This is a genomic window from Thermococcus sp. AM4, assembly GCF_000151205.2.
Lineage (GTDB): Archaea > Methanobacteriota_B > Thermococci > Thermococcales > Thermococcaceae > Thermococcus.
This window is the reverse complement of record NC_016051.1, coordinates 1733118-1748209: the sequence shown is the minus strand read 5'-3', so window position 1 is coordinate 1748209 and position 15092 is coordinate 1733118. Positions and strand designations below refer to the sequence as shown.

The following is a 15092-nucleotide window of genomic DNA, read 5'->3' as shown; positions in this document are numbered from 1 at the left end:
GGGAGTAGAAAAGGGAGAATAAAAAGGTTTGGCTCATTTCTTCTTTCTGGCCTTGGCAATGGGTTTTCTCCTCAACCTCCTTGGGAGCTCCCGGTTCTCGATGAACCTTGGAAGTTTCGGCCGCTTGAACCTGCCGAGCGGAGACTTTCTCTTCGGCCTGGGCCTAACCCTGGGCTTCCGGGCCCTCTCCCAGGGACTGACGTAACCTTCCTCCTCGCGGGACCCCATGAATATGCCAGCTGCCAGGATGACCACAACGGCAATGGCCAAAACGATTAGAACGTAGGTTCTTGGGCTTCCGTTCACCCCGCTGGATTGGGAACTGGTGTTCGTTGAGAACGTCCATCCGGTGGAAATTGGTTTTGGAGGCACTTTCACGATGCCTGTTTTGGTGTCGAAGATTTTCCCATCGCCCAGGAGCATAAAGCTGTACTCAACGGTCGAGTTCCATTCCAGTTTAAAATCAAGGCTCTCCACAGTGCCCCCTGGTTTCAGCAAAAGACTCTTGGAGTCCGAGTAAAGGAGAACGCCGTTGGACGTCAGGTTGTAGAGGAGCCGGGCCTTCATGGAGACGTTGTTCGGGTTCGTGATCTTTACATTGAGCCTCAGGGTAGTCCCGTTTAGCTCCCTCTCCACACCGGCTATAAACGGATAGCCTAGAACCCTGTAGATCCCGGTTGCACTGGCGAGGGATACGTTGCCATGGTAGAGATTCATTGTGAACCTCAGCTCCCCCGTCTCATTCGCGGGCAGTTCCACCTCCACGACCTGGGCACCGGGATGGAGCGAAAGAGGGATCACCCTCTCAAGTACCGGAGAATCACCAGCCCAGACGGCAACGCTGAGGTTTGTCCTCAGCTTCCTCTCCGAGAGCACCGTGACGTACGCCTCAACGCTGCCCCCGAGAAGAACCGAGTCCCTGCTCAGGGAAACGTTGATGTAATCAACGCCAGTGGAGACGTGGACGACACGCCAGAAAGATTCCTTCCCCCTAAGGGACGAAACCGTGAATGTTACGTTGTAGACGCCGCTCCTCCAGTTCCATCCAACGGGGATCCTGTTTTCGATCTCAACGGTACCCGGGGAGATTACGGAGTGGCCGGTGGCCGTGTAAACCACCTTTCCCTCAGGAACGTAGGTAACGTTGGTCCAATAGACGAAGCCCGTAGGAGTATTCCCGATGTTCTCAACTTTCGCCTTCAGGACGAGGGTTTCACCGTTGAAGGGATCGGGGGAAGGTGCGTCTGGCCTCTGAAGGACGTAGAGTTTGAGGGACTTCAGAACCACGGGGTTGTCGCTGACGCGGAGGGGAACCTCAAGGATGAGATCGTGGAGGGAACCGTCCTCGGCCATACCCCTGAAGCGAAGAACCAGCCTGTAAAATCCAGGGGTGACGTTTGAGGAAACCGAAACGTTGAAGGGAAGAACCTGGGATTCACCGGATTTCCAGTTCTTAAAAACGGTGTAGCGAGGGGTGAAGTTTATCAGATCCTTCGAGAGGCCCTCAACCCGGTAATCAATGTAGACAACCGCCGTGAAGTTGAAGGGGGCCTCGTTGATAACCTCTATCGAATCCGAGAGGGACTCCCCGGAAAGGACCGTTATTACATCCCCTGTTCTGAGGGAGAAATCATCGCTGGACGAAACCGGTGGAAGGGAGAAGAGCGCCGTAAAGATTACGATCAAAGTCAAAAACCCGAGCGAACGCATAGCCATCACCACCTTCGAGACTGGTATGATAGGATTGCCCCAACTTAAAAATATTTCGAGGGTTTAGAATAATCCTAAAGGTTTGAGAGGGCCGTGTACACCAAAAAGAGGCCCGTAGCGATAAGTACCAGGGAGAACAGGAGTCCCAAACGGTAGATCCTGTTGGAGCGAAAGTGCTGGAAAACAACGGCGTGAATCGCGAGGAGCATGATGCCGTAGAGAAGGGAGAATATCCCAAGGGCGAGATGAACGTCTATCCTCAGGACGAAGAGGAGTCCTAGCACTGCCCCCACGAAAACCGTTATCTGGGGAATGGTGAAAATGTAGTAATCCCGCAGGATTCTGGTGTTCTCGTCCATCCTCATCACTCCGATATGAATGCATACGTTGTCGTGGTCGGGAGACGACGCCTGATCCGGGGCAGGAGGTATCTGGGATAAAGGGCCTCGTCCCTCTCGTTCAGCGGATCGTACTCACCGAGGATCTCGTCGATGACCCTGACCTCAAGCCTCCCCCGGACCCGGAAATAGCCGCGGTTGAGGGTGCTTATCTCAAGGATGATCGGAAGCCTGAGGAGTTCCGACTCCTCACCCAGAAGGGAAGAGAGGTAGACTAGCTCTTCCCTTCTGAAGTGATGATCGCTCCCGTCCCTCAGGGTCACCATCGGATCATCCATTTCAAGCAACTCCCCGAGGGAAACCCTCCTTCGCGGGAGGTGGATGTTCACCCGGAATATCTCCCTCTGGAGTATCTCCTCGGCGGTCGGCATGGTTGTGTAAAGACCCCTTTAACTGAAAAACTTTGGTAAACAAAAAAATGCCTATCGCTGACAGATTGCCGACATTAATCAACATGTTCAACTCAAAACCCACACCCGCCCCGGGATTTCGCCGTTCTGACAAAAATTCAGTCAAAAAGGTTAAATAGGCTATATTGTTCAGAAGATGCGTCAAGATAATGAACAAACATCCATAAAGGTGATGCAAAAATGAACGAAATAAAAAGTGTTAAGGGCTCATCCGAGGTCCTCCCGCGCGAGGGACCGAAGCCGCGCTTTGTGCAACTTGTCTTCGTGGACATAAACGGCGTTCCGAAGGGAATGGAGGTTCCGATAGAGAGGTACGAGGAGGCAATCGAGGAGGGCATCTCCTTCGACGGCTCCTCGATTCCCGGGTTCCAGGGCATAGAGGACAGCGACCTCATATTCAAGGCCGACCCGAGCACCTACGCCGAGGTCCCCTGGGAGGGCATAGCGAGGGTTTACGGCTACATATACAAGGACGGAAAGCCCTACAGGGCCGACCCGAGGGGAGTCCTCAGGAGGGCCCTTGAGAGGCTCGAAAAAGAGGGGTTCAAGGCCTACATCGGGCCGGAGCCGGAGTTCTACCTCTTCAAGAAGAACGGAACCTGGGAGCTCTACATACCCGACAGCGGGGGCTACTTCGACCTCGTGACCCTCGACAAGGCCAGGGAGCTGAGGAGGGAGATAGCCCTCTACATGCCGGCCTTCGGCCTCGTTCCCGAGGTTCTCCACCACGAGGTTGGCAAAGCTCAGCACGAGATTGACTTCCGCTACGACGAGGCCCTCAAGACTGCCGACAACATCGTGAGCTTCAAGTATGTCGTCAAGGCCATCGCCGAGATGCGCGGTTTATACGCCACCTTCATGCCGAAGCCCCTCTACGGCTATCCCGGCAACGGAATGCACCTCCACATAAGCCTCTGGAAGGACGGAGAAAACGCTTTCATCGGCGAGGACGGACTGAGTGAGACCGCTTTGCACTTCATAGCCGGAATACTCAAACACGCGAAAGCCCTGACGGCCCTGACCAACCCGACGGTGAACAGCTACAAGCGCCTCGTTCCGGGTTATGAGGCTCCGGTCTACATCAGCTGGGGTTACCGGAACAGGAGCGCGCTAATCCGCGTCCCGGCCTTCTGGGGCAACGGGGCGAGGATAGAGTACCGCTGTCCCGACCCGAGCGCCAACCCGTACCTGGCTTTCTCGGCGATACTCTTGGCTGGACTCGACGGAATCAAGAGGAAGCTTGAGCCAGAGGCGTACGTCGAGACCAACGTCTACGAGATGAGTGAAGAAGAGAGGAGCAAAGCGGGAATCGAGACCCTTCCTGGAAGCCTTGGAGAGGCGCTGGAGGAGCTGAAGAAGGACAGGGTTGTCATGGAAGCGCTCGGAGAGGCCTACGAGAACTTCGTCGCCTACAAGGAAAGGGAGTGGAGCGAGTACGTTGCATACCTCGAGAGCAGAGAACTCCCGCTGGAGACCAAGAAGGTTACCGAGTGGGAGCTTGAGAGGTACTTCTACGTTTGATTCCCCTTTCCTTCCCGCATGTGCACGAGGATTGATGCCCCTATTATGAGCGCCCCGCCGAGGAGCTGAAGGGGCGTTAAGGCCTCGCCGAACAGTATATACGCGAGAACTATCGCCACAACCGGCTCAACGGTCGCCACTATGCTGGCCCTGCTGACCTCGACCTCCTTAAGGGCGTGGTTGTAGAGGGTGTAGCCGAGGAACGTCGGGAAAAACGCCAAACCGAGGAGGTAGGGAATCGCTCCCCTCGGAACGGAGAACTTCGAGAATGGCGCTAGAAAGAGCAGGCCGAAGAGCAGGGTCATGAAGAGAACCCTCTCGGGCCTCTCGTTTCTGACGCCGAACTTAGCCAGAACCCCGTAGAGGGCGTAAATGAAGCCCGTCCCTATTCCAGTCAGTAAAGCCAAGTGGCTCACGTTGAAGTCCACGTTACCGGCGACGAGAAGGACCCCAACGAGGACCATCCCCAGTGCGACCGCTTTCTCGGCCGTTATCGGCTCCTTGAAGATTAACCTGCCGAGGATCACCGAGAAGGCCGGGGCGGTGTAGATGAGCAGAACCGCGAAGCCGACCGACGATATCTTGACGGTGTAGAAGTAGAGGGTGTAGAAGGCGAAAACTCCAACGAGGCCGTAAACCGCGTAGAACCACAGCTTCTCGCGCGTAAAGGGGTTCTCGCGCAGGAAGAGTGAGATGTAGGTCCCGAGAATTATCAGAGCAAAGAGAACCCGCCAGAAGACCATCGTGAAGGAATCAACGTTATAGCGGTAGATGTAGGTCGCGAATATTCCTATCGTTCCCCACATTGAGGCGGCAAGAAAAACGAGAAAGTAACCGCGCTTCATCGGCTCACCTCATCCGGATCTCAGGTCGCTCATCATTCTCATGTACCCCATCACGGAGAGCACAAGCCCCACTAGGAAGAACAGGAACGATATCAAAGAAAACGGCGCAAAGGGATAATCCACGGCCTTGGATGTGTACTCGTAGCTGACGTTACCGGAGATAAGCTCAACGCGGGGCCGCGAGTTCAGGGTCAGGTTAAGGGTTCCGTACACCTGGTAGGTGACGTTGTTGACCTTAACCTCCCCGTAGTTTGATTTAAGCACGAGGGTTCTGTTGTAGTAGTAATAGTCCCGTTCAAAACTTCCGTTGCCCAGCACGTTCAACCCCGGCTTGAGGGTTCCGCTCTCGTGATAGCTCTTGCTAACGCCGTACGTCCCTGCGATGGCAATGAGAAGTGCCAGAAGGAGCAGGGTGAAGCCGACTTTGATATGTGGATACCTAAAAGCTATCCTGAGTGGTTCGAGGACCATTTTCATCACCGGATAAAAAGTGAAGAAGGGTCAGAACTTGCCAACGAGGTGGCACTCGGCCCAGTGGTTGTGTTCGTACTCGACGAGCTTTGGATGTTCAACGTCACAGAGGCCCTTCTGAGCGTAGATACACCTCGGGTGGAAGCGGCATCCCGGTGGAACGTTGGCAGCACTTGGAACCTCACCCTTGATCGGGAGCTCCTTGATGATCTTTCTCCTCTCGGGTTTCGGCTCTGGAACGGCGGCGAGAAGGGCCCTGGTGTACGGGTGGAGCGGGTTGTCGATGACGCGCTTGGCCGGACCCATCTCGACGATCCTTCCGAGGTACATGACCGCCATCCAGTCGGCGAAGTACCTCGCCGTTGACATGTCGTGGGTGATGTAGAGGTAGGTGACGCCCATCTTCTCCTTGAGTTCCTTCATCAGCTCAAGGACCTCGGCACGTATCGAAACGTCGAGCATCGAGACCGGCTCGTCGGCGACGATGAAAGTTGGGTTCAGGATGAGGGCCCTCGCTATGGCCACACGCTGTCTCTGCCCACCGGAGAGCATATGCGGGAACCTGCCGACGTAGTCTTCGGGTGGAGTTATCTTGACCATCTCAAGGGCCTTGTAGATCAGCTCCTCGCGCTCCGCCCTCGTTTCACCGATGCCGTGGATGAGGAGGGGCTCCTCAAGGATGTCGAAGATCCTGAAACGCGGGTTCATCGAGCTGAAGGGATCCTGGAAGATGATCTGGACCTTACGCCTGTAGGCGAGTACCTCCTCCTTGGTGACTATGTCGGTAACGTCGTGCCCCTCGAGGTAGATCTTACCGTCGGTTGGCTCGAGGAGCTTAACGATGAGCTTTCCGGTTGTGGACTTACCACAGCCGCTCTCACCGACGAGGGCAAAGACCTGCTGCTTCTGAATTTCAAAGCTTATGCCATCAACGGCCTTAACGTACCTCTGGGGGGCACCCTTGAGGGTGTCGATGAGGCTCCTCTTAATCGGGAAGTACTTCTTGAGGTTTTCAACTTTGAGTACCGGCTCGGCCATTTCTCACACCTCACAGCAGCCAGCATGCGGCGTAGTGATCCTTATCAATCTCCTTCAGCTCGGGCTCCTGCTCCTTACAAACGTCCATTGCATAGGGGCACCTCGGGTGGAAGCGGCAGCCCTTCGGCGGGTTGATGAGGTTGGGCGGCTGTCCCGGAATGAACTCAAGTCTCTCAACGTCCTCATGCAGTCTCGGAATCGAGGCGAGGAGCTTCTGGGTGTATGGATGAGCCGGCTCGTAGTAGATCTTCTCGCTGTCGCCGATCTCGATGATCTTTCCTGCGTACATGATGGCAACTTTGTCGCTTATCTCCGCCAGAATGCTGAGGTCGTGGGTGATGAATATCATCGAGAGGCCGAGTTCCTTCTTCAGCTTCTTCATCAGGTTTATGATCTGGGCCTGAACGACGACGTCGAGAGCGGTCGTCGGCTCGTCGGCTATGACGACGTCGGGTTCAAGCAGGAGGGCGGAGGCAATGATGACACGCTGCTTCATACCACCGCTCAGCTCGTGGGGGTAGCGGTAGACGATCTCGGGGTCAAGGCCCACGAGCTCGAGGTACTTCTGGGCCCTGTCGAGGGCATCTTCCTTGCTCATTCCCTTGTGGAGGACGAGGGGCTCGATCATCTGGTATCCCACGGTGTAGACCGGGTTGAGGGCGTTCATGGCTCCCTGGAAGATCATTGAGATCTTCTGCCAGCGGATCTCCCTCCTGAGGACATCCTCGGGTAGACCCACTATTTCCCTGCCGTCGATCTTGATGCTTCCATCGACGATCTTGCCCGGCGGAGTAGGCATTCCCATAAGGGTAAAACCAAGGGAGGACTTGCCGCAGCCGCTCTCGCCGGCAAGTCCCATAACTTCACCCTTCTTCAGGTCAAAGCTGATGTCATCGACGGCCCTTACCATTCCCCTGCTGGTGAAGTAGTACATCTTCAGGTTCCTAACCTCAAGGACGTTTCTTGCCATTTAAACCACCACCTCATAGCCTCCTGAGTCTCGGGTTAAGGATCCTATCGAGGGCCGTACCTATCAGGACGAAGGTCAGGCCAACGGTGGCTATTCCAAGCCCGGGCGGGAGAACCCACCACCAGTAGCCTTTTGTTGCGGCACTCTGAACCTCAGCGTCGTGGAGGATCTGACCCCAGGTAACGGCCGTTGGGTCACCGAGACCGAGGAAGCTGAGCGAGGCCTCGCTGATGACCGCGACTGGGACGCCCAGGGCTATGACCGCGAAGGCGTACGGGAGCAGCTGTGGGAGCATGTGCTTGAAGACTATCCTGCCCGTTCCGGCACCGAGGGCCTTGGCGGCCTCGATGTAGGTCTGCTCCTTGATCTGGAGCGCCATACTGCGCGATATCCTCGCCACTCCCATCCATCCGAAGATCACAAGCAGCAAGACCATCATGCTCAGCGAGATGTGACCCATCGTCGCTCCGAGGAGTATCAGGATCGGCAACGAGGGTATACTGCTGAAGAGCTCGTTGATACGCATGAGGATTTCATCCGCGTTTCCACCGAGGTACGCACTGGTTACTCCGTAGATGATTCCGATTATCGTGCTCAGGAGGGAGACGGTGATACCGATCACGAGCGAGATCCTGCTTCCCCAGATGAGGGCAGCCCAGAGATCCCTTCCCTGGTAGTCAGTTCCCATGTGGCCGTAAACACGGCCCATGAAGACTATCTTGAGGTTGTCGAGGTTAACCTGGACGCCCGGGGCCGGAGTTACAACGATGTCGAGCTTGTAGGTGCCGTGAAGGGTCTTGGGGTTGTCAAGGACGGCCTCGACGAGCTTGTCGCCCGTAACGCCTCCGTAATCCTTTGGATCGGTTGAGGCAAAGAGGGGCCTGACGAGGTCCTTGATGAGGAGTGAGCTCTGAACCTTGTCGAGGGCAACCGAGTAGATGTATTCCTCAAGGGTCTCGGCCATGGGGTTTATCTCGCCGCTCTTGAAGTAAGCAGTTCCGTTGACCGCTGAGCCGTTGACAACGGTTAGAACAACGTTTCCGCTGCCGAACTTGAACTGGGTCTCCTGGTAGGTCATCGTGGCTCTGCTCACCGTCGTCTGGATCTGCCCGTTCGTGACGTTGGCGTTTATCTTGATCGGAGTTCCCATCCTGAACTTGACCACGGCGTTGGTTATGGTGCCGTTGACCTTGGTGTAAACAACTCCACCGGCGATCGTGAACTGCTTGTACGAGGGTATTCCAAGGTCAGAGGGGAAGCTGAGCCTTATCCTGCCGGTTCCCGGAGTCAGCTGAATGTCGATGGTACCGTCGGCGGTTTTGACCAGCCACAGGTACATGCGGGCAGAGATCTTACTGTCCCTACCAACTGAGACCGAGGTACCGGAGTTCAGGTCTATGTCCTTCACCAGGAGGACCTTCTGACCGTCGGGCCTCTCGAGGTAAACGCTGAGCTTTGGAAGGAAAGGCGTGCCCGGTTTCGTGGTCACGTTAAAGCCCGTGACCACTATACCCTTCGGGCCGTAATAATACCCATCGGGAAGGTCGTACTTGGCCACGATCACCTGGTTACCGTTCTGGTCGGTAATGGTGACGTGTTCCTTGTCGGAGATCGTGTAAACCACCTGGGGCATGAGGTCCTTGCTGATGAACTTGTTGTACCACGTTGGAGGAACGGTGTGGGGGTACGTCTGCCAGTACTGCGGGTCCCTCCACTTGTCCGGGAAGTCGGGAATTGTGAGTATTGGAGCGCCCGCGGCAACGACTATCAGGAGGATGAGGAGGGCAAGCCCCAGCATTCCCGTTTTTTCACGTTTGAACTCGTTCACAAAATCCTGAAGGCTCTCTTTGAAATCAACCCATCTCATTTTATACCACCTCACATGTTGGCGGATGCACCGACCTTAACACGCGGGTCGAGGAATCCGTACAGCATGTCTGCCAGCACGACACCGGTGAGGTACAGCACAACCGAGAAGTACGTCAGGCCAATGACGAGGTTTACCTCACCCTGGTTGAGCGCTGTCCAGTAGAGGAGTCCCATTCCCGGGTACTGGAAGACCTGCTCGCTGATGATTGCACCGCCGAGGGATCCTAAGAGTGAGAATATGACCATGGTGACGATCGGAGGAGCCGCGGCGCGGAGGGCGTGGCCGTATATAACCTTCCTCTCAGGGAGACCCTTGGCCCTCGCAGCCATGATGAAGTCCTCCTGGAGGGTACCGATCATGATGTTCCTCGTTGTCCAGGCCCAGCCACCGAAGGCAACGAAAACGAACGTCATGACCGGGAGGGCGATCTTGTGTATCTTGTCCAGTATCGTGTCGCCGGGCATGAACATCGAGCTGAGCGGGAACCAGCCGAGCTTGTAGGCGAAGATGAGGATGAACATCATCCCGGTCCACCAGGTGGGCAGACTGTACGTGAGGAGTGCGAAGATTGAGAGCGTCCTGTCAAAGAGGCTTCCCGGATTGTTGGCCGCCCTAACACCGAGGAATATTCCGATCAGCATAGTTATTATAGTGGCCGTTGTGAACAGAATGACACTGCGCGGAATTGCCGTGAGAATAATCTTGCGGACGTTGTTGGTTCCCCAGATTGGGGTCTGGGTTTGTCCAAAATCGAGCTTCAACGTGGAGATCGTTTTATCTATAACCTGACTCCAGTAACCTTTATCGAGGTTGTACTGCCTCCTGAGCTGCTCCTCATAAGCCTTCTTCGCTTCCTCATAAGCCTTCTCACCGGACTGCTGTCGTATCTTATTACCCGTGGTTCGCTCCCAGTTCATCAACGCGTCCTGGTAGTTGGCCTTGTTCTGGTCGATGGTCACCTTAACGAAAAGCGCGGACATAATGAACGTTGCAATAATCAAAATTATCAGGGCGTTTATTATTCTAAACACCAAGTACTTGCCGTATCCCATTAAGTCCACCTCCGGCTCTAGAGCGGATCGGCTTTTTCAAAGCAGTAAAACAAACTAACCTTAAATACCTTACTGAACACAAATGAACATTTGCACCAGAATGGTCAGGGAATAGCAATTGAGACCACATCAGAGGAGAAACAAAAAGAGGGGAAGGGGAATCACTTCCTCCTCCTGAGGAGGAGCGGTACTATTGCAAGGCCTATGAGGGCCGCTGGACCGCAGATTACGGTCTTCTTCTTGGAAGTTGTGGTGCTGGTTGGAGTGGTTGTGCTCTGGGCGGTGGTGCTTGAGGTGGTCACGCTACTGGTGGTCTCGCCACCGCTGGATGTCGTGGTAGTGCTCTCGGATGAGGAGGTCGTAGTCTGCGGAGCGTGGAGCTTGCCGACGAAGACGAGGAACTGCCTGACAGTTACGGTGTTCTTGTGACCGTGGTCCGGTCCCTCGCCGTTCGGAGTCCAGCCTCCCCAGTTGGTGTAGAAGAACGCCATGTAACCGTCAACCCACTGGCTCGGCAGACCGCTGGTACCCCAACCGCCGGTGTAGAGGTTCCACTTGTAGGTGGCCGGGTCCTGGGCGAAGACGACGTAACCGGCCTTCTTCCTGTCCCAGAGGAGCTTGTCAACCTTGAAGCCGAACTTGTTCTCGATGAGCCTGGCGACGTAAAGACCTATGTCCTTCCTCTCGTCCTCGATACGGATGATGAACTTAATGGTGACGGGCTTGAGCTCCTCGCCCTTCTTGCCGAAGTACCAGTAGCCGTCCGGCTTCCTGACGAGCTCGTAGCCGTACTTGGCGACCTCCTGCTGGGCCTTCTTCATACCCTCGTTGAAGAGGTACATGGCGTAGTTCTCGTTGCCGCTGGTACTCATACCAAGGGCCTTGTAGACGGGCTCGAAGTACTTGTTGGCCGGGTGGCTCGGCCTGATACAGCCAAGCATCGGGGCACCACTACCCTGGTAGATGTTCTGAACGATGTAGTCCCTGCTGACGAGCCAGTTCAGAGCGTAGCGGACCTCCCTGACGGCGAACGGGTTGAAGTAGACGTTGTCACCGACGGTAACGATCGGGGCGTCCTTGTCCCTGTCGTGCCAGTCGTTGATGGTCAGCTCGTTGTAGGAGCTGGCACTCTTGAAGAGCTTGAGGTTGTTGAGAACGTCCTCACCGAGGCCCTTGTAAACGCCCGCCGGGAAGGCGAACATACCGATGTCGTAGGTTCCCTTGGCTATCTCGAGGATTGTCGTCTGCTGGTTCTGGACACCGACGTACTCGATCTCATCCGGAACCGGGTTCTTCGGGAGGGTGTCACCGAGAACCTTCCTCTCGCCGGTGAACTTCTCGAGCTTGAGGTAGAGGGCTCCCGGGTTGTACTCAACGAGGACGTACGGACCGTTGCTTATGAACATGTGGTGGTACTTGGCGTAGAAGTCGAGATCCGCCTGGAGCCTGTCCTTGGCGGCGTTCCAGTCGATGCCCGGGAAGGTGTCCTTGGCGTTACCGTTAACGATGGCCTCCATGACGGTCTTCAGGTCGTCGTCGTGAGCCTTGGTGAGGAGGTCGAGCCAGAGGATTCCCTCACCGCTGCTGCTGAAGGAGTATGTCTTGTCAATGCCGTACTTCTTGGCGTTGGCGACGAGCTCGCCCATAGCCCAGTACATCTCCCAAGGCATGCTCGGGTAGAACATGTAGAAGCTCGCGATCTGGTCGTCGGCGAGCGGGTGGATGTAGTTACCGTAGACGGTGTAACCGTTGTCGGTGAACTCGAAACCGAGGATCTGCTTAAGACCCTGAGCGGTTCCGGACATGGCCGGGTCGTAGTACGGGTCGCCCTTGTAGTCCTGGTAGGCCCAGGTGTAGAGGAAGGCGATGTAGTTCTTTATGTCGTCGATGCTGCCCTTAACGCCGTTGTGCCACTCGCCAACGTCACAGGTGTAGGTGACCTTAACCCTGTAGTCCTTGCCCTTGTTGGCGGCTATCCAGCCCTGGGTCTGGTTGTAGATGACCGCATCGTCCGGAACCTTTCCTCCGGTCTTGTCGATCTTCCAGGTGCACCTGTAGGGAGCGTAAACACCGTCGAAGTTCGTTGCACCACCGTAGTCGGTGATGAGGGTTGAGACCCTAACGCTGTAAACGTCGGTGAGACCGCCGACCGGGTTGAAGGCACTCATGAACATCGCACCGGTCGAGGCGAACTGGGCGATCTTGAGCTTTCCGTCGGGGGTCTTGGCAGTCATCGGGCTCCAGCGGGTTCCGAGACCGACGTTCGGGTCGGCGACGATGTCTTCGATCCTCTTCTTGTTGGCCGGGAAGAAGGTCCAGGTCTCGACGAGGAAGACACGCGGGCTCTCGAAGATACCGAGACCCATGTTGATCTTGGCGAGGTCCCAGAACTGGTCAGCGTTGGTAACCTCAAAGGTCTTGTTGTTGAACTTGTACGTGAAGTACGTGGTGAGGTGGGTTGAGTTGTCAAGGGTCATGTCGAGGATCCCGTCGAGATCCTCGGCGGTTTTGTAGTACTTGGTCTGGAACGCCTGGAGGGCGAATTTGATGTAGTCGTCGTCGGTGTAGGCTGCAGCCGGGCGCACGAAGAAAACACTAAACACCATCAATCCTATTATAAACAAACTGAAAACCTTCCTGTTCATATTCCACTGCCTCCTTTCAGTTTTGGCAAGTCTGCCTTCTCTAGGCCATGGCAGCATTAGTTTATACATCTGATCCCTTAAGTATTACGATACTCAGAAGGCTATCACCGGAAGGGATAAAGCCTCAGGGCGTCAATTGACGAAAAGGAGAAAGCTAACGGTCGATATAACCGCAAAGGTTTTTAACGAACCGAAACCAACTCAACGCGGGCTTCAATGTACGAGCTCGTTTTGGTCGGGAAGTTCACGCTGAACGGAAAAGTCGTGAAAGGGAGCATAGGAATCGACGAAAGCCGGATATCAGCCATTTACACCCACGAAATCCAGGGAGAAAAGACCATAGATCTTTCCCGATACCTCATTCTGCCAGGCTTAATAGACACCCACGTCCACCTCAGGGACTTCGAGCAGAAGAACAAGGAAACGGTCGAGAGCGGGACAAAAGCGGCCCTTCATGGCGGAATCACCGCTGTTTTTGACATGCCCAACACGAAGCCACCAGTTATGGACTCCAGAACCTTTGAGAAGCGCCTCGAGCTCTTCCAGAAAAAGGCCTACGCCGACTACGCCATCGGCTTTCTGATACGGAGCAACTGCGATGAAGCCAAAAGGATCAGAGCCGACTTCTACAAGGCCTTTATGGGGGCCTCAACAGGCGGAATCTACTCAGAGGACTTTGATGAGGACTATGCCTGTTCACCCGGCGTTTTGAGCGTCCACGCGGAAGATGCTGAGCTAATCCAGGAGAAACCCGAGAGACCACCGGAGGTCGAAGAAGTGGCCGTAAAGCGGGCCCTTGAAAGCGCTGAAAAACTTAAAAAACCTCTGAACATCTGCCACGTCTCAACGAAAGGGGGAATTGAAGCCATACTCCGGAAAAACCTCCCCTGGGTGAGTTTTGAAGTTACTCCCCACCACCTGTTCCTGACGAGGAGGGACTACGAGAGGAACCCGCTCCTCAAGGTCTACCCCCCTCTGAGGAGCGAAGAACACGTTAAAGCGCTCTGGGAGAACTTCTCGCGGATTCCGATAATAGCGAGCGACCACGCACCACACACGCTCGAGGACAAGGAAAGGGGAGCGGCGGGGATTCCGGGGCTTGAGACGGAGGTTGGGCTCCTCCTCGACGCAGTGAACCGGGGGATTGTGGATATCTTTGACATAGTTGAGAAGATGCACGACAACCCGGTTAAGGTCTTCGGAATCAGGGGCAGGGACTTCGCCGTCGGAAATGATGCGACCTTTACGGTCGTTGACCTTAGGCGGGAGTGGACGGTCAGACCGGAGGAGTTCTACACCAAGGCCAAGTGGAGCCCCTGGGAGGGGAGAAAGCTGAAGGGAAAGGTCGTGATGACGATTCTCCGCGGAAGGGTCGTTATGGAGGAAGATGAAATCGTAGGAAAGCCGGAGGGGGTTCGTCTGGATGTACAGCGTGGTTGAACTGAGGGAAACCTGGGAGGTTGCGAAGGACGTTAGGGCCTTCAGGCTATCGAAGGGGTTTGACTTCACGCCGGGGCAGTTCGTGATGGTCTGGCTTCCAGGAGTCGGGGAGAAGCCCTTCAGTCTGGCGTGGAAGGACCTGCTCCTGGTTAAACGCGTCGGGCCCTTCACCTCAAAGCTCTTCGAGCTAAGCGAAGGCGAGAGGCTCTGGGTTCGCGGGCCCTACGGGCGGGGCTTCGAAAGGAAGTGGGAAAGAGCAGCGCTCGTCGCCGGGGGAATCGGAATCCCACCGCTCTACGCGCTGGCGAGGGCCTGGGGGAAGGACTTCAAGGAGATAACCCTAATCTACGGCGCCCGCTCGAAGGACGAGTTAGCGCTACTCGACATTGAGGACTACGTGGACGAGGTTGTAATTACCACAGACGACGGCTCGGCCGGCAGAAAGGGCTTCCCGACGGACGTCTTAGCGGAGAGAAAGGACGAGTTCAATGGCGTTTACGCCTGCGGTCCGGAGCCGATGCTAAAAGCAGTTCTAAAGGCCATGGACTACGAAAACGTCCAGGTCTCGGCGGAGCGCTACATGAAGTGCGGAATCGGCGTCTGCGGTTCCTGCAACCTCGGGAAATACCTGGTGTGCAGAGACGGCCCGGTCTTCACGGGGGAGGAGTTGAGAGGAATAATGTAACAATCCGAAAGCTTAAATCATAAAAGGCCGTAGAATG

At 55.5% G+C, this 15092-nt stretch carries 13 protein-coding genes; 3 read left to right on the top strand and 10 right to left on the bottom strand.

Annotated elements, in window-relative coordinates:
* Positions 1-33: 33 nt before the first annotated feature.
* The 3 genes from TAM4_RS09630 to TAM4_RS09620 all read right to left on the bottom strand — a co-directional run bounded on the left by TAM4_RS09630 (position 34) and on the right by TAM4_RS09620 (position 2479).
* Positions 34-1716 carry a hypothetical protein gene (locus TAM4_RS09630; protein WP_237702086.1) on the bottom strand — a complete coding sequence of 561 codons (1683 nt, stop codon included), beginning with the start codon at positions 1714-1716 and terminating at the stop codon, positions 34-36.
* Positions 1717-1784: 68 nt separating this feature from the next.
* Positions 1785-2075 carry a hypothetical protein gene (locus TAM4_RS09625; RefSeq protein WP_237702085.1) on the bottom strand — a complete coding sequence of 97 codons (291 nt, stop codon included), beginning with the start codon at positions 2073-2075 and terminating at the stop codon, positions 1785-1787.
* Entirely contained in the window at positions 2075-2479 is a 405-nt protein-coding gene (locus TAM4_RS09620) for a DUF61 family protein (protein WP_014123038.1), read from the bottom strand. Before TAM4_RS09620 ends, TAM4_RS09625 begins: the two co-directional genes overlap by 1 nt.
* Positions 2480-2698: 219 nt before the next feature.
* Between TAM4_RS09620 and glnA the strand changes: the two genes are divergently transcribed.
* Positions 2699-4039, top strand: coding sequence for a type I glutamate--ammonia ligase (glnA, locus tag TAM4_RS09615; protein ID WP_014123037.1), 1341 nt, complete (start codon positions 2699-2701; stop codon positions 4037-4039).
* Here the strand turns inward: glnA and TAM4_RS09610 are convergent.
* The 7 genes from TAM4_RS09610 to TAM4_RS09580 form a co-directional block, all read right to left on the bottom strand.
* Positions 4030-4884: an EamA family transporter gene (locus TAM4_RS09610; protein ID WP_014123036.1), complete on the bottom strand. Its 855-nt coding sequence runs from the start codon at positions 4882-4884 to the stop codon at positions 4030-4032. The genes glnA and TAM4_RS09610 overlap by 10 nt on opposite strands.
* A gap of 9 nt (positions 4885-4893) precedes the next feature.
* Positions 4894-5361 carry a hypothetical protein gene (locus TAM4_RS09605; RefSeq protein WP_148258691.1) on the bottom strand — a complete coding sequence of 156 codons (468 nt, stop codon included), beginning with the start codon at positions 5359-5361 and terminating at the stop codon, positions 4894-4896.
* Between the two features lie 24 nt (positions 5362-5385).
* The gene (locus tag TAM4_RS09600) at positions 5386-6393 is read right to left on the bottom strand and encodes an ABC transporter ATP-binding protein (protein WP_014123034.1); all 1008 of its coding nucleotides are present in this window, start codon (positions 6391-6393) and stop codon (positions 5386-5388) included.
* A gap of 10 nt (positions 6394-6403) precedes the next feature.
* Positions 6404-7363 carry an ABC transporter ATP-binding protein gene (locus TAM4_RS09595; RefSeq protein ID WP_014123033.1) on the bottom strand — a complete coding sequence of 320 codons (960 nt, stop codon included), beginning with the start codon at positions 7361-7363 and terminating at the stop codon, positions 6404-6406.
* A 13-nt stretch (positions 7364-7376) separates the two neighbouring features.
* Positions 7377-9230, bottom strand: a complete 1854-nt coding sequence (locus tag TAM4_RS09590) for an ABC transporter permease (RefSeq protein ID WP_014123032.1) — start codon at positions 9228-9230, stop codon at positions 7377-7379.
* A gap of 11 nt (positions 9231-9241) precedes the next feature.
* Entirely contained in the window at positions 9242-10285 is a 1044-nt protein-coding gene (locus TAM4_RS09585; RefSeq protein ID WP_014123031.1) for an ABC transporter permease, read from the bottom strand.
* Positions 10286-10446: 161 nt separating this feature from the next.
* Positions 10447-12930, bottom strand: coding sequence for an ABC transporter substrate-binding protein (locus TAM4_RS09580; RefSeq protein WP_014123030.1), 2484 nt, complete (start codon positions 12928-12930; stop codon positions 10447-10449).
* A gap of 216 nt (positions 12931-13146) precedes the next feature.
* Here TAM4_RS09580 and TAM4_RS09575 point away from each other — a divergent pair, with 216 nt between their 5' ends.
* Entirely contained in the window at positions 13147-14370 is a 1224-nt protein-coding gene (locus tag TAM4_RS09575; RefSeq protein ID WP_014123029.1) for a dihydroorotase, read from the top strand.
* Positions 14354-15055: a dihydroorotate dehydrogenase electron transfer subunit gene (locus TAM4_RS09570; protein ID WP_014123028.1), complete on the top strand. Its 702-nt coding sequence runs from the start codon at positions 14354-14356 to the stop codon at positions 15053-15055. The genes TAM4_RS09575 and TAM4_RS09570 overlap by 17 nt, the downstream gene beginning before the upstream one ends.
* Positions 15056-15092: the final 37 nt, after the last annotated feature.

Excerpts from the sequence above, each read along its gene's own strand:
- TAM4_RS09630 (WP_237702086.1), bottom strand. The coding sequence starts at position 1,716 with ATGGCTATGCGTTCGCTCGGGTTTTTGACTTTGATCGTAATCTTTACG.
- TAM4_RS09625 (WP_237702085.1), bottom strand. The coding sequence starts at position 2,075 with ATGAGGATGGACGAGAACACCAGAATCCTGCGGGATTACTACATTTTC.
- TAM4_RS09620 (WP_014123038.1), bottom strand. The coding sequence starts at position 2,479 with ATGCCGACCGCCGAGGAGATACTCCAGAGGGAGATATTCCGGGTGAAC.
- glnA (WP_014123037.1), top strand. The coding sequence starts at position 2,699 with ATGAACGAAATAAAAAGTGTTAAGGGCTCATCCGAGGTCCTCCCGCGC.
- TAM4_RS09610 (WP_014123036.1), bottom strand. The coding sequence starts at position 4,884 with ATGAAGCGCGGTTACTTTCTCGTTTTTCTTGCCGCCTCAATGTGGGGA.
- TAM4_RS09605 (WP_148258691.1), bottom strand. The coding sequence starts at position 5,361 with ATGAAAATGGTCCTCGAACCACTCAGGATAGCTTTTAGGTATCCACAT.
- TAM4_RS09600 (WP_014123034.1), bottom strand. The coding sequence starts at position 6,393 with ATGGCCGAGCCGGTACTCAAAGTTGAAAACCTCAAGAAGTACTTCCCG.
- TAM4_RS09595 (WP_014123033.1), bottom strand. The coding sequence starts at position 7,363 with ATGGCAAGAAACGTCCTTGAGGTTAGGAACCTGAAGATGTACTACTTC.
- TAM4_RS09590 (WP_014123032.1), bottom strand. The coding sequence starts at position 9,230 with ATGAGATGGGTTGATTTCAAAGAGAGCCTTCAGGATTTTGTGAACGAG.
- TAM4_RS09585 (WP_014123031.1), bottom strand. The coding sequence starts at position 10,285 with ATGGGATACGGCAAGTACTTGGTGTTTAGAATAATAAACGCCCTGATA.
- TAM4_RS09580 (WP_014123030.1), bottom strand. The coding sequence starts at position 12,930 with ATGAACAGGAAGGTTTTCAGTTTGTTTATAATAGGATTGATGGTGTTT.
- TAM4_RS09575 (WP_014123029.1), top strand. The coding sequence starts at position 13,147 with ATGTACGAGCTCGTTTTGGTCGGGAAGTTCACGCTGAACGGAAAAGTC.
- TAM4_RS09570 (WP_014123028.1), top strand. The coding sequence starts at position 14,354 with ATGTACAGCGTGGTTGAACTGAGGGAAACCTGGGAGGTTGCGAAGGAC.